At 63.1% G+C, this 14,008-nt stretch carries 9 protein-coding genes and 1 pseudogene; 7 read left to right on the top strand and 3 right to left on the bottom strand.

The window, feature by feature from the left end; genetic code table 11:
* Window positions 1-3: 3 nt before the first annotated feature.
* Window positions 4-870, bottom strand: a complete 867-nt coding sequence (locus AC1D2F_RS19540) for a hypothetical protein (protein WP_229995362.1) — start codon at window positions 868-870, stop codon at window positions 4-6.
* 103 nt (window positions 871-973) lie between these two features.
* Between AC1D2F_RS19540 and AC1D2F_RS19535 the strand changes: the two genes are divergently transcribed.
* Entirely contained in the window at window positions 974-2,572 is a 1,599-nt protein-coding gene (locus AC1D2F_RS19535) for a PucR family transcriptional regulator (RefSeq protein ID WP_476967521.1), read from the top strand.
* A 239-nt stretch (window positions 2,573-2,811) separates the two neighbouring features.
* Here the strand turns inward: AC1D2F_RS19535 and AC1D2F_RS19530 are convergent, their stop codons facing one another.
* Together AC1D2F_RS19530 and AC1D2F_RS19525 are read right to left on the bottom strand one after the other, a co-directional pair.
* Entirely contained in the window at window positions 2,812-3,843 is a 1,032-nt protein-coding gene (locus AC1D2F_RS19530; RefSeq protein WP_229995364.1) for an ornithine cyclodeaminase, read from the bottom strand.
* A 172-nt stretch (window positions 3,844-4,015) separates the two neighbouring features.
* On the bottom strand, window positions 4,016-4,447 hold the full coding sequence (locus AC1D2F_RS19525; RefSeq protein WP_229995365.1) for an Lrp/AsnC family transcriptional regulator: 432 nt from the start codon (window positions 4,445-4,447) through the stop codon (window positions 4,016-4,018).
* A gap of 1,264 nt (window positions 4,448-5,711) precedes the next feature.
* On the opposite strand from AC1D2F_RS19525, the gene AC1D2F_RS19520 reads away from it, so the two are divergent.
* From AC1D2F_RS19520 to AC1D2F_RS19495, 6 genes and pseudogenes are all read left to right on the top strand, one after another.
* A complete protein-coding gene (locus AC1D2F_RS19520) occupies window positions 5,712-7,055 on the top strand; it encodes a purine-cytosine permease family protein (RefSeq protein WP_476967520.1) in 1,344 nt (447 codons plus the stop codon).
* The gene (locus AC1D2F_RS19515; protein WP_229995368.1) at window positions 7,052-8,608 is read left to right on the top strand and encodes a hydantoinase/oxoprolinase family protein; all 1,557 of its coding nucleotides are present in this window, start codon (window positions 7,052-7,054) and stop codon (window positions 8,606-8,608) included. The genes AC1D2F_RS19520 and AC1D2F_RS19515 overlap by 4 nt, the downstream gene beginning before the upstream one ends.
* Window position 8,609: 1 nt before the next feature.
* A complete protein-coding gene (locus tag AC1D2F_RS19510; protein WP_229995369.1) occupies window positions 8,610-9,752 on the top strand; it encodes a DUF917 domain-containing protein in 1,143 nt (380 codons plus the stop codon).
* A 129-nt stretch (window positions 9,753-9,881) separates the two neighbouring features.
* Window positions 9,882-11,435, top strand: a complete 1,554-nt coding sequence (locus AC1D2F_RS19505; RefSeq protein WP_476967519.1) for a PucR family transcriptional regulator — start codon at window positions 9,882-9,884, stop codon at window positions 11,433-11,435.
* Between the two features lie 618 nt (window positions 11,436-12,053).
* A complete protein-coding gene (locus tag AC1D2F_RS19500; protein ID WP_229995371.1) occupies window positions 12,054-12,548 on the top strand; it encodes a DUF1801 domain-containing protein in 495 nt (164 codons plus the stop codon).
* A 397-nt stretch (window positions 12,549-12,945) separates the two neighbouring features.
* Window positions 12,946-13,215 (top strand): annotated as a pseudogene (locus tag AC1D2F_RS19495) (histone-like nucleoid-structuring protein Lsr2); the annotation flags it as partial.
* Between the last annotated feature and the right edge of the window lie 793 nt (window positions 13,216-14,008).

The following is a 14,008-nucleotide window of genomic DNA, read 5'->3' as shown; positions in this document are numbered from 1 at the left end:
GGGTTATGCCTGGTCGGTTGTGGTCAGCCGGTACCAGCCGCTGCGTGTCACGCCGGAGGCCATATAGCCGGAGGCAAGGGCGGGTTCCAGGATCCCGCGGAGCATGCTCCGCCACTGGCTGGCCTGTTCTGGGGCCGCGGCCCTCATCGCGACAATGTCCCGGGGTGCCCGGCACCAGATCGTGCCTTCCGCTTCAAGGAGAACTGGCTGTTGATCCGGCCCGTACTCCAGCACGTTTCCCACGGCGGCAGCGCTCGGTTCCAAATCCTGAATTAGGCCGTGGCTGGCGTCGATGCTTCGCGCCGACGACAGCGGCCAGACTGCGACCAGCCGGTCGCTCTCGTCATTGGCGTTGATCTCGTCCTGCATCTCGCCATAGAAGTTTTGGGCATATTCGGACGCCACTGCCCCGAGCTTGGTCAGGTTGAAGCGGGCGTTCCTGCTGACCAGCGGGTCGAAAGTCCACGTCATCGATTCGATGCCCCGTGCCAGCGACCAGGCCCGCTGGTGCTGTTTCAGGGCAAAGCCGACGCCTTTGTCGCCGGTACCGGGCAGGACCCCGGCGATCAGCGAGTAAGTCGCGCTCCCGCCGGGTGAGACAATCCCGACAGCTGCCCCGCAAAGTTGTCCTCCCGGATCGTAGGCGGCGGAAACGTTGCACCCTGCATGCGAAATACTGCGCAACAGGTCGAACGGTATAGGAGCTCCGTGGGGGGACATGCCCCAGATCGCGATGAGTAGCCCTTCGACGTCCCGGAGCTGGTCGCGGTCATGCTCATCCACCACCAGGACGCCGGCTTTGGCTGCTGCTGCTGTTGCTGCCTCTGCGGCCTGTCGGGCGAGCGGTTCCGCTTCAAGTGAAAGTGACATGCGTCAACTATCTGCTGGGCCCCGGGCCGCTGGCTTCGGTGCAGACCACGACATTTCATGCGAAGTCTTGTGCTCCGCCACAAGAGGGATTAGCTTTTCCCTCGTGGCAACTTCTTCCGGCACCCCAGACAGCATCACTCTCCACGGGCTCCTGCGGCTACTGGCAAGCCCGGCAGTGGCGCTCCGCTCCCACGGCACGCCGCCGGAGCTTTCCCTGACCAGCCCTGCGTTTTACGATCCCCACACTCCGTTGGAGGGGTTGCCGGGTGCGATCCTTCTGGGCATTGGACTTCACCCTGCCGAACCAGCAACAGCCGGCGTTGTCCGCAGCGCGGCCACGGCAGGCTTTGGCGCGCTGGTCATCAAGCAGTATTCCCAGGATCTGGGGCATATCATCGCCGTCGCCGATCAGTCGGGTATCGCCCTCCTCGTGGTCGATGACGAGATGGGGTGGCGCCAGTTGGATGCGCTCCTGGACTCGGCGCTCACTGCCTCAGCCGAAGCCGGAAACTCGTTGTCCACGCTGGGCGTTGGCGACCTGTTCGCGTTGGCCAACGCCATCGCCGCCATGGTTGGCGGCGCCACGGCCATTGAGAATCTCCAGGAACAGGTGCTCGCCTACTCGACCCTCGCCCACCAGCCGATCGATGAGGACCGGCGTCAGGGCATCCTGGGACGCCAGGTTCCCTACCTTCCGGAGAACGCGGGCCAGTATGCCTCTGTTTTCCGCTCCCACGGCGCGGTCCGCATCGAGGGGGTCCGTCCGGCCCTCGACCGGCTGGCCATTGCAGTCCGGGCAGGCAAAGAGCCGCTCGGCTCTATCTGGGTTGTTGACCCGAACGGTGACCTGGACGTGGTCGCGGAACAGGCGTTGGAACGGGCTGCCGATATCGCAGCCCTTCATATGCTGCGAGCACGCAGTGCCTACGACCTGGCCCGCCAACAGCGCGCGGAGCTTCTCCGCAGACTCCTAGAAGGTGGCGACGACGCGGCACTCATCGCGGAACAGCTGGGACTTCGGAACTCCGGGCCGTTTGCGGTCATCGCTTTCCAACCGGACATCGGGCAGGCGGCGGAGATGACACTGGTCCGGCTCCTGGACCTTGTCACCACGCAGTGCGAAGCCCACCGTCGAGGGGCGCATTGCGTGCTGGTGGGAACCACCATCTATGCCCTTTTCGCGGACGTCGACCCTGCCTCGTCTGGACCCGTCGAAGCCCTGGCCCGACGGCTCACCGAGCGCTCCCGCGTATCCCTTGCGGTTGACCTGCGAATAGCGGCCGGGTCTGCTGTCCCTGCTGCGTCGGACATCGGCCGGTCGAGGCACGAGGCAGACCTGGTCCTGCTCATGCTCGCTTCCGGTCAGAGCTCAATCACCTATGCGAGTGCGCACGACGTCCGCAGCCGCCTGACGCTGCTCGAACTGGCCGCCCATTTCCGCAAGACACCTCACCTCACATCGGCAGCCGCCGAAGAGATCATGGAATACGACGCCGGCTCAGGAACAGAGTACGCAAAAACGCTGCGGACCTACCTTGACTGTTCCCGGGACTCCGCCCGGACCGCCGCTGGATTGTCTTTGCACCAAAACACGCTCCGGTACCGCCTCAAACGGTTACGCGAACTGTTCAACATCGACCTGGACCAGTCTGAGGACACACTCGTGCTCTGGCTAAGCCTTCATGTTCTGGAATTCAATTAACCACACCGGGGTGAGTGACCCGGATGCAGTGCGAATTGGCTGTGTCGGTTCGCACTCGTGGACGGACCGCACATCGGGAACTACCGCGATGCGGACTCCGCCAGGAGAGGGTACCTGGCGGAGTCCGGGAACCTACCCGGAGCCCGCAAGGCGCCGGGGATCCAGGTTTCCGTGCGGGGCCGACCCGCTGCAGGCGGACGTCGATGACCTGGAAGGATCCATGAGGGGGCATCCCTGACCTAAGATCCAACCGGGGACAAGGCGCCCAAAAGGCCGAAGAGGTCCTTCGGGTCTTCCGGGTCGGCGACGAGGTCAATGTCTACGAAGAAGTCCGACCCGTCGACGGCGTCTCGGACGTATCGCAAGGCCGCGAAATCCTCAATGGCGAAGCCGACGGAGTCAAAAATCGTGATCTGTTCCGAGCTGGTGCGCCCCGGTGCCTTGTCGCTCAAGACTTGCCAGAATTCAGTAACGGCGAAGTCGGCGGGCATTTGCTGGATCTCGCCTTCAATCCGCGTCTGCGGTGTGAACTCCACGAAAACGTCGCCGAGTCCCAGGATGACCGCGTCGAGTTCGGTTTTTCCGGGGCAGTCCCCGCCGATGGCATTGAGGTGGACGCCGGGGGCAATGAGGTCGGCCGTCAGGATGGTGGCGTTGGCCTTGTCAGCGGTACAGGTCGTGATGACGTCCGTTCCCTGCACGGCGTCGGCGGCCGAGGACGCAACCGTGATCTTGAACCCCAGCGGGGTGAGGTTGCGGACAAACTTGTGCGTCGCGGCCGGATCAGTGTCCCACACCCTGAGCGTGGTAATTCCGAGGGCAGCCCGGAAGGCTAGGGCCTGGAACTCAGACTGGCTGCCGGTTCCGATCATGGCCATGCTTGCGGAGCCGGGGCGGGCGAGATGCTTCGCGACCATACCCGAGGTCGCCGCAGTACGCAGGGCTGTCAGTAAGGTCATCTCCGCCAGGAAGGTGGGATATCCATTGTGGACGTCCGCCAGGACGCCGAACGCAGTCACTGTCTGGAAACCACGGGCCGGATTGGACGGGTGCCCGTTGACGTACTTGAAGCCATAGGTCTCGTGGTCGCTCGTGGGCATCAGTTCGATGACCCCGAACGGGGTATGGCTGGCCATGCGGGGACTCTTGTCAAAAGACGCCCAGCGGCGGAAATCGTCTTCGAGGTAAACGATCATCTCCGAGATGATCGTCTCCACTCCCCGGCCGGCAGCCCATCGCACCATGTTGTGAACATCGACAAAACGCGTCATTTGCGTCACCCTTTTCCATCTCGACAGCTAATGCCCTCACGTTATGCGGCGTCGATATGCGGCCACAATGACCGAATAGCTCGCTAATCGCCAAAAATGTGCGCAGAATGTCAGGCCGTTCTGCGCACTTCGCCGGTCTTCGATCGTCGACTGCAGCGGCGGCCTTGGAGCACTATCTGAGTACGGAACTGAGCAAAAGGCTGGTCTCGCTGTTGACGATGCCGTCGACTGCGCGGATCCTGCCCAGCACGTTGTCGAACCCGCCGAGGTTTTCGGTGGCCAGCTCCGCCACAAGGTCCCATCCGCCGTTGGTGGTGTGCAGTGCCCGAATTTCGGGGAACCCCCTGAGCTCTCGGATCACCTTGTTGGCCGACCTCCCCTCAACAGCGATCAGGGTGATGGCGTGGATCTCAAGCGGGTCCACTTCGTCACGGACCCTGGCAGTGAAGCCAACGATGGTTCCCGAAGTGAGAAGGCGATCGAGCCTGCTGTTCACGGTTGCCCGGGCAACGCCGAGCTTACGGGCGAGGCTGGCCACAGACGCCCGTCCGTCCTCGCGCAGGGCCGAAAGGAGCTGCCGGTCAATATCTGTAAGGGCTGTCATGTACAGAATGTACAACAAGCGTCAGCATAATGATCTTCCCCGCCACCTAACTAAAGCCTTGCCAAGTACGCTGAGGAAGACGTGCACCGCAGTGGAATCTGCTCGGAAAATCAGCGACAGGGAGCCGAGAAGGTCTTGGGGCAGGCCTCGATAGGGACGTTCTGGCGTTTTTCGCCCGGAGCTACCGAGCAAACCAGCAAGGTTTGCAGTTGCCGCTCCCATGGTGTGAACTCAGTCATGCCGTTGCAGGTGCTCCCGGTCATGAACGAGGAAGCAGCAACATTGCTGCCCAGGCAAGCAAAGGAGCCGCCCAGCCGTAACGCCGGCCAACAAAAAGGCCCCCGAAAGGGCCCATCAGTGAACAGTTTGTGCACACTCAGCGGCCCACTCCCCCATGGCTCGTTCATCTGCCTGTCCGGGATCATCCGCCCAATGTTCCAGTAAAGCCCGATCATGGCGGTATTCACCACGCGCTGCGCCCGCTGTTGAGCTTCGCGGACGAGCCCTTCAGGGTCGTGAGAGCAGCGGCATAGTCTCCCGGGAGTTCCGGTTCAAGCTGGGTCATGGCTCCACCCTAGTTGGAGGTTCCAACGTTCCATTCCCAATTGTCCAGACACCGTCTGGACAATTGACGCTGTACCGGGGCCGCCTGCGGATCGGGACGAACCGGCGACTTCCCCGCCTGCCAAGTCCTTCGACGCCCCCAGCGTTTGCCGAGCGGGCGGACGGCGTGGCCGCGGCTTACCGGCAGGCCGCGGGATTGACCGTGTCTGACCTCAGGCGTCGGGGTCATGGCCAAGGACGCGGAGCAGGTCACGGGTTGGTCAAGCCGGGTTATCCACGGCTGGAAATTGGGAGCGTTGGGGTAGCTCCCCGGCAGCCGCAGCGGTGGATGACCCATGAGGATTATCCACCGCCGTGGGCAGCTGAAACGCTGCTGCGCACTCGGTCAGACCTGAACTTCAACCCGCGAATTACATCCGTCTTTCACGAGTCGTGGAAGGGCTACGGTCCAGGGTCCGTCGTCGACGCCTTGAGTCGACGGTATTGACGGAAAACAGCAGCTAGCCCCACAAGGGCCATGCCCAACCCAGCCGCTAGCAGGTATCCAAGGTTGAGGTTGAGTGCCATCACTGAGGAAACTAATCGGCCAGGCAACTGTGCGATATGCCTGTTCTTCAGACTGGAGGTATGCACTTTGCCCAATGACCGCAAAGCGTCGCGTGGATACTGTGAAGTGAATCACTCGAAAGGAATGCATGTCATGTCCACATCCGAAACAGGGCACGATGACTACCCCATCACCAGGGTTCCCGCAACGGAGCGGAAGCACTGGTTCGGCATCGCCGTCCAACGCTTTGGCCAGACTTCTGACCTGAGCCAGTTTCTTCTCGGGGCAACTTTTGGCTTCGGGATGACGTTCTGGGACGCCTTTTGGGCGTTTACCGTTGGCGCGTTGATCGTCGAAGCACTCATGATTTTCGTCGGCATCGCCGGCATGCGCCAAGGCCTCACAACGTCCATGCTCGCCCGCTGGACAGGCTTCGGCCGCGGCGGCGCGTCGGTCCTCGGCTTAGCCATCTGCATCAGCCTTATCGGCTGGTTCGGCATCCAGTCAGGGATTTCCGGAGCCGGGTTGAACCAGATCGCCCCTGAAATTCCCACCTGGGCCTGGTCGCTGGCTTTTGGCCTGGTGGTGACCCTGATCGTAGTCCGCGGCTTTGAATCCATGCAGTGGCTGGCCAACATCACCGTGCCGTTGTTCATGATCCTGATCGCTTGGGCGGCATGGGCCGAGCTGAGCAACCATTCCATCAGCCAGCTCATCAACGAGGCTCCTCCTGGCGCCACCCTTGATTTCGTCACCGCTACCACCATCGTCGCTGGAAGCGCCGTTCTCGGGGCGGTCATCACGCCCGACATGACCCGCTACAACAGGACCGCTGGCGACGTCGTCAAGCAGACCGTCGTCGGCATGACGCTAGGCAACTACACCATCGGCATGATCGGCGTGCTGCTGGCCCACGCCGTAAAGTCGGCGGATGTCACCCAGATCATCTTCTCCTCGGTGGGCTGGATCGGCATCCTGATCATCGTCCTGGGCACCTCCAAGATCAACGACTGGAACCTCTACAGTGCAGGCCTCGGCGTGGTGTCCTTCTTCAACAGCGCCATGAACAGGCGCCTGAACCGTGGGCACGTCACGCTTCTTCTGGGGGTTGTGGGAACCGTGCTGGCAGCGATCGGCATCCTGGACAAATTCATCGACATCCTCATGGTGCTGGGCGTCGTCTTCCCGCCGGTAGCCGGCATCATCATGGCCGAGTACTTCGTCATCAAGAAGTGGCGGCCCCTACTGGAAGCCAGCCGGGATTCGGGCCTTCCGCCAGCCGAATCGCCCAACTGGATCCCGGCCACGTTCGTCATCTGGGCGATCTCAGCGGCCCTGGGCTACTTCGTCACCTTCGGACTCCCGGCCCTTAACTCCCTCGCCGCGGCGTTCATCCTCTACATCATCGCCGGCAAGCTGAACCTCCTGCGGTCCTACGGCGACAACCAACCCACAAACGAAACCACCACACAGGAAGAATCGGTAACCGCACCATGAGTAGCCTGAGAATCGGCATTGACGTCGGCGGCACCAACACGGACGCTGTGCTGCTGGACGGCGGGCAGGTGCTCGCGTCCACCAAAGTCCCCACCACTAAGGACGTCACCAGCGGCATCACCCAGGTGCTCACCGCGCTGAAGGACCTGAACGGCTTCCGCCCGGACCACGTCCGCGGCGTGATGATCGGAACCACTCATTTCATCAACGCCCTCATTGAGGCACGTGACCTCTGCCCAACAGCGGCGATCCGGCTGGGGCTTCCCGCCACGGCGTCCCTGCCGCCCTTCACGGACTGGCCCGATGCCCTCACCGCCGCCGTCAAAGGCCGCGCTTACATGGCCCACGGTGGACACGAGTTCGACGGACGCGCCATCAGCCCCTTCGACGCCGACGAAATCCGGCGCCACGCAGCAGACATCGCCGCCCACGGCATCCGCTCTGTGGCAGTGTCCAGCGTTTTCTCGCCCGTCAACGACGAATTTGAGCAGCGCACACTCTCCATCCTTCGAGAGGAGCTTGGCCCGGAGTTCCCTGTCTCCTTGTCCCACGAAATCGGCAGGGTGGGCCTCCTGGAGCGGGAGAATGCGACCATCGTCAACGCCTCCCTCGCTGAAATGGCGAACCGTATTGTTGACGGACTCGCCAAGGCTGTCCTCGAGCAGGGCATCACCGCGCCGTTGTACGTCAGCCAGAACGACGGCACGCTCATGGACATCGAATACACACGCCGTTACCCGGTGGCCACGTTCGCTTCAGGTCCCACCAACTCCATGCGCGGCGCAGCAGCCCTCTCCGGATTCTCCGACTGCCTGATCGTGGACATCGGCGGCACCACCACGGACGTTGGTGTCCTGGTCAACGGCTTCCCCCGAGAGTCCAGCACCCACGTCAGGCTCGCAGGACTCCGGACCAACTTCCGGATGCCGGATGTACTCTCGGCAGGTCTCGGCGGCGGGTCCCGGGTCCGGACCGATCAAGGAACTGTGGGCCCGGACTCGGTGGGCTACCGCTTGACCGACGAGTCGCTCGTCTTCGGCGGGTCCGCCCTGACGGCGACTGACATCGCGGTCCGCAGTGGACGGGCCGACGTCGGAGACGCATCTTTGGTGAGCCACATCAGTGACGCTGTGGTCCGGTCAGCCTTGGAACAGATCGACGGGACCATTGCGGACATTGCCGACCGGATCCGCACGTCGTCGGCACCCTTGCCGGTTGTCGCCGTCGGCGGTGGATCCATCCTGCTGGCAGACAAACTGCAGGGTCTGGGCACAATTCACAGGCCCGGGAACTTCGACGTCGCCAACGCGTACGGCGCCGCCATCGCCCAGATCAGCGGTGAGGTGGACCGGGTGTCCTACATCGCGGACAGTGATCAAAAGCGCGCCATGGAATCCGCGCGGCAGGAAGCCGTGGACCGTGCCGTTGCTGCCGGCGCCAGCCCGGACACGGTGTCGATCGTTGAGCAGGAAGCCATCCCGATCCCCTACCTTCCCGGAAACGCCATGCGCGTTCGGATCAAGGCAGCCGGCAACCTCACGTTAGGAAAGTGAAATGACCCTGGAAGTGACACACGTCCGAAAGCTGACGCGCATCACGGTAGACGACATTGACTCGCTGGCCCGCGGCGCCGCCATCCTCGGCACGGGCGGCGGCGGCGATCCCTACGTTGGCGGGCTCTTGGCCCGCAAAGCGATCGAGGAGTACGGGCCGGTTGAACTCGTCTCCGTCGAAGACTTGGCCGACGACGCGTTCATTGTTCCGATCGCGGCGATCGGTGCGCCCACGGTATCCGTCGAGAAGCTGGATACCGTGGAGAACCTGTCCCTGACCATCAAGAAGCTCGCGGCAACACTGAACAGGGTGGCAACCCACACGGCGTGCCTGGAGATCGGCGGTTCAAACTCCATGCTGCCCATCGTCGCGGCCGCGCAGCTGGGGATTCCGCTGATCGATGGCGACCTGATCGGACGGGCATTCCCGGAAATCCAGATGGGCATGGCGCCGTTGTACGGAATTCAGGCGTCGCCCATGGCCTTGGCCGACGAGAAGGGCAACTCGCTGGTCATCGAAGCCATCGACTCGTTCTGGGGCGAACGCTTTGCCCGGCAGGCTTCCATCGAAATGGGATGCAATGCCTTCAACAGCACGTACGCCATGACCGGCGCGCAGGCCCGCGAGAGCTTCGTGGCCGGTTCGATGTCCTTCGCCATCACCATTGGAGACGCAGTTGCGAACGCGCAGCACAACAACCTCAACCCCTGTGACGTGTTGGCGGAAACGCTCCGTGGCCGCATTGTCCACCTCGGAAAGGTAACCGACCTCCAGCGTCAGACAACGGGCGGTTTCGCCAAGGGACAGGCCACGATCGAAGGCATGGGCGCCGACGCAGGCTCGATACTGTCGCTGCACTTTCAGAACGAACACCTCCTCGCCACCAAGGACGGCACCGTAGTCACCACCACTCCGGACCTCATCATCGTGGTGGACGCGGAGTCCGCCGAGCCAATCACCACGGAGAACCTGCGGTACGGGCAGCGCGTCTGCGTCCTGACTGGGCCCAGCGACCCCCGATGGCACACCACTGAAGGCCTGGAACTGGCCGGTCCCGGGTACTTCGGCTACGGCGTCCCTTCGCACCGATGGGACGGGACGCCGGAAGAGCACACCGAGTCCATCGAGCGCTACCGCGTCTGACCGCCATCGACCATCTGCCCATCCGCCGCGCCTCCGACGAAATGTGGGCGGCGCGGCGGTGGCATCATGGGACAGTAGCCAGACCTTCCTCGCGTAGAGGCGGGCATCGAGGAGAACCGGAGTAGCAGAATGATTCCCCCGATCCCGCTGTTGTCCGTCACGAATCACGTCCCGGCGGGAGTGATCGAGAGCGTCGTGGAGTCCGGTGACAGGACGGTATCTTCGCTGGTGGCCTTGACCGGCTCTCTCGCCGAGGTCAATCGCCAAGTCCGCGAACAGCGGAACCTCGAGGGCGATTCGCTGAACCTTCGGGACTGCGTTCTGCTCCCCTTGGAACCCCTTCCGTCCGGCGTGTCGTGGGACGTTGAGGCGCTGTTGGCGCTGGCGTCTTATGCCGGCGTCGTGGCCCTTGCAGTAAAACTGCCGAACGACGACGGCGCGTTGCCGCCCAACGTCAAACGGCTCGCCGAACGCTTGGGGCTCGTCGTGCTGGCAGTCCACAACACCTGGCAATTCGGCACGGCCGCCCAAGAATTGCTGTCCGGCGCCGCCCACCTTCAGGGTCTGCTGATCTCCCGCGTAGCATCCGAATGCCGAATCCCGTACGGATCCCTCACCCACCTGCTGTCCCGTCTGGGTGTCGCGATCGGACACCAGGTCACGCTGGTGGATCCTTCCGGAGAGCTGATTTCCGCTGAGCCGCCGGGCCATGAGCCCGCACCACAGCCGGAGGTCGAGCTGGCTGCGTTGACGGAAATCCTGGCACCAGTCCATAGTGAACAGGAGAACAGCCCGCGGCTCAGGGTGGTCCTCGCTCCGACATGGGACRAGGAACAGGCAGCAATCCGCGCGGCCTTGGAAGTGGCGGCCATCGCGGTTTCAGAGCTGCTTTCCCGGCAGCGGTTGGAGAGGGAACGCGATGCCCGGCACCGGATTGCCTTGTTGGGACAGCTGATCGATAACGCTGGCGACGTCAGTCCTTCGTTCAGGGCCAGGGCGTTGGAGCTGGGCTGGACCTTGGACGGCTATCACATGGCCTTCCGTGTGATCATCCGCCAACCCGTGGATTTGGTGGCCCGGAAACCGGATCTGGACCGCGCTCTGATGCGCGAAAAGATCGAGGCTACCACGGTTGAGCAGTCTGACGGCTGGGCAGGGTGGATCTCCTTCCCGTCCAAGCCGGACCCGGCCGAGGTCAGCCGCGCAAGCAGTGCGCTGCGCAGGGCCCAGCGGGTGCTCGCCGCAACCATCTCCACCCAATTCGGCGTGGGCCGCATGCAAGCGCAGCCGGAAGGGATCGTCAGCTCTCTCGAGGAAGCCAACGACGCCGCCCGCATCGCTGGGGCAAGGGAAAACTCCGGCTACTTCGTCCACGTGGACCGCTTGGATATGGCCCAGTTGCTGCTGATCTGGACCCGCACGGATACGTTCCGGCCTGCCGCCCGAGAACTCCTGGCCCCACTCCTCAAAGCTGGCCCTGAACTCCTGCAGACCCTCACCACTTTCCTGGACTGCGAATCGTCGCTGACTGAGACGGCGGCGATCCTCAACGTCCACCGCAACACTGTCAGCGACCGCATCAGGCGGATCCAGTCGCTCATCGCCATCAATTTAGAGGATCCGGAGGCACGGCTGGCGCTGCAACTGGCGTGCCGGAGTCTGCTGATGGACAAATACGAATAGGACGGTGACACCTTCGCAGAGGCTCATAGGGCAAGGGCGGATTCGTGGCTAAGTAGACGACCTCCATTCGCCCGATGATGGTAAGCCGGCTGGTGGACCCCACCCAAGGACGCATGACCGGAGAAACGGCGACCGGACGTCAATGGAGCATTGGCCAGCTCGCTACGGTGTCCGGAGTCACGGCCCTGGAGCGCCACAGGCACAGCACACCAGCGGCGTGCCCCGCCGTCCACGACAGGGCCCGGAATTGGAACGAACTCGGCTCTGTGCTCCACCGCTGGGAACACACCGAACTCAACGCCAATCTCCCCCAAACCACCGCCGGCCGGGGCTCTGGTGGGGCCCGATCAACCCGTACGCGAAGCGCAGGTTGACGTAATATCCGCTACCGGTGCTGCACGGCGGACTCACAGACTGCGGTAGTGACAGACTTCCCGCCTGACGACAGGACCGCCCATTTTCTGCCCCCGCAGCACTTCGCGGCCAGTAGCGTAGCGCTCCGCCGAAACAGCGGTTTGCAACTCTTGTAGGTGCCGGTACGCCGGTCGCCATCTGGGCTGCTGCATTAGGAGATGCGCTCTAGCTCCTTCTCGCGATGCGTGAGGGATAATACTCTCCATGACCAGCAGGGAGCTCGGTAAGGGGGAAGCCGAAAAGCCGGCCACGCGTACAGCGGCACATGCCGACGCAGCCATCACGCTGCCGGAAGCCATGACCGGCAGGGCAAGCCCAGCGAAAGCGGCGGTCGGCGACAAGCCGGTCTTCGCATATATCGCCAGCCTGCCACAGCCGCAGCGGGTCATCGCCGAAACGGTCGACGCGCTGGCGGCAAAAACACTACCCAACCTCCAGCGCTCCGTGAAGTGGGGCATGTCGTACTACGGCGTCGGCGACGGGTGGTGCTTCAGCTGCGGCGGCTTTGCCGGCCACGTCAAGCTCATGTTCATCAATGGTGTGGCGCTCGATCCCGTACCACCAGTGACGCCGGTGGGGATGGGCAAGTCGACGCGGGGTGTGGAGCTCGAATCCATAGAGGACATCGACGAACATCAGATCGCGGCGTGGATGAAACAAGTCGCGTCCGTGCCGGGTGTTGGGGGCAAGAAGCGTTGAACCCGAGGCTTGCTGCAGAGGCAAACGGTCGCCGGGAACGCATGACACGTGAGGCGATGCCAGGCACAGCCCTTTCGCAGCCACTTCCCCCACCCAATATCGAAGGCCGATAACGGATCATACGTCGAGTGGGGACATTGAAGAAAATGCTCCTAGTGCTGCGGGACCAGGAGCTGACCGCTCCCGGTGACGTGATTGTCCGCATGGTCGCGGTGCTTGAAAGGCATGTCCGTTTCCATGTGGTCGGCTCCCCCGAAGTCGTCATTGGAAACTCTGAACTACGGGGCTTGCCGCCTGAGCTTCGTGCGCAAAATATCGGCCACGCGACGACAGTACAAAGGCCTATGCTTTTCTTATGGCACAAAGAGTCGTAACCCTTTTGTAGGATGACTTCGACGGATCCAAGGCAAGTGAGACAATTTCGTTTGCTCTTGACGGCGTCGAATATGCAATCGATCTCAATGATGCTCATGCAAGCGAACTGCGTGAAGTATTCAGCCGTTTTACCAAAGCAGCCCGGAAGACCGGCGGGCGTGCCCGGCGGGCCCGTCCCGGTTCCTCCAATGCCCGCGACGTCCGGCTGTGGGCGGCCGACCAAGGCCTGCAGGTCAACACCCGCGGCCGTATCCAGGCTGACCTCATGGAAAAGTACGAAGCCGCGCATTAAGGGCAGTACCAAACCAGATAGATTCGGAGTTCAACCGGCTGATGTCGGCTGGATCAAGCGCATAAATCCATCTGAGCGCCGCTCAAATACAACGAGATCAGAACTTGCTCAGGTTCTGACCCCGATTTGTTTGATGCGGGTCCGGCTACTTCGTCTGCGCAGTCCACTGGTAGATGGTTTCGCGTCTGATGCCGCATTCGCGGGCAACGCCGGTCTTATGCACCCCCGCGCCGGCCCCGTTTCCGAAGCTCGCCCGCTTGGTCGGGCGAGAGCGAATTCGTGCGTCCGCGGTAGGCTCCGCGGGCCTTGGCCAGAACGATCCCTCATGCTGGCATACACCAACCAGGGCCCACTGTCACACATCCCCGGCGGCTTCCCGCAACGCGGAGCCGGCGTCAGCCAGTGCGTCCCCGCTGGCGTGAAGCCCGCGGATGGGGATAGGGCCTCGGGCAAGAAGGACGACCGGCCCGCCTGGCCGCCGGCCTCAAGGCCCTGCGTGGCGGCGAAGAGTCGCGACGCGAGGTCTCCGGAAACTCATCAGGCTGAGCTCCGGGTCGGTCGAATCCTCGCGGGTTCAGGAATCGTCGTCCTTTTCCGCAGTCGCGTCCCTCCGGTTCCATGCGCCGAAAGGTGCCGGGCGGGAGGGCCTCCAGGTGGCCGCACCCCACGGACGGCAACCATGGCCCACGCCCCGATCAGCACGCCGATAACCACGACGAAAACACCGACGGTGAACCAGCCCTCCCGACCGAAGATCATCAGCGCAACACCCGCCAGAGACAGGCCCTTCGCC

This window comes from Arthrobacter sp. P1_B3 (genome assembly GCF_056406615.1).
The sequence above is the reverse complement of the archived record's forward strand: the minus strand, read 5'-3'. Positions and strand labels throughout refer to the sequence as shown.

What these genes read in the sequence shown, in the direction of transcription:
- AC1D2F_RS19540 (WP_229995362.1), bottom strand. Translation starts at nt 870, where the DNA reads ATGTCACTTTCACTTGAAGCGGAACCGCTCGCCCGACAGGCCGCAGAG.
- AC1D2F_RS19530 (WP_229995364.1), bottom strand. Translation starts at nt 3,843, where the DNA reads ATGACGCGTTTTGTCGATGTTCACAACATGGTGCGATGGGCTGCCGGC.
- AC1D2F_RS19525 (WP_229995365.1), bottom strand. Translation starts at nt 4,447, where the DNA reads ATGACAGCCCTTACAGATATTGACCGGCAGCTCCTTTCGGCCCTGCGC.
- AC1D2F_RS19520 (WP_476967520.1), top strand. Translation starts at nt 5,712, where the DNA reads ATGTCCACATCCGAAACAGGGCACGATGACTACCCCATCACCAGGGTT.
- AC1D2F_RS19515 (WP_229995368.1), top strand. Translation starts at nt 7,052, where the DNA reads ATGAGTAGCCTGAGAATCGGCATTGACGTCGGCGGCACCAACACGGAC.
- AC1D2F_RS19510 (WP_229995369.1), top strand. Translation starts at nt 8,610, where the DNA reads ATGACCCTGGAAGTGACACACGTCCGAAAGCTGACGCGCATCACGGTA.
- AC1D2F_RS19500 (WP_229995371.1), top strand. Translation starts at nt 12,054, where the DNA reads ATGACCAGCAGGGAGCTCGGTAAGGGGGAAGCCGAAAAGCCGGCCACG.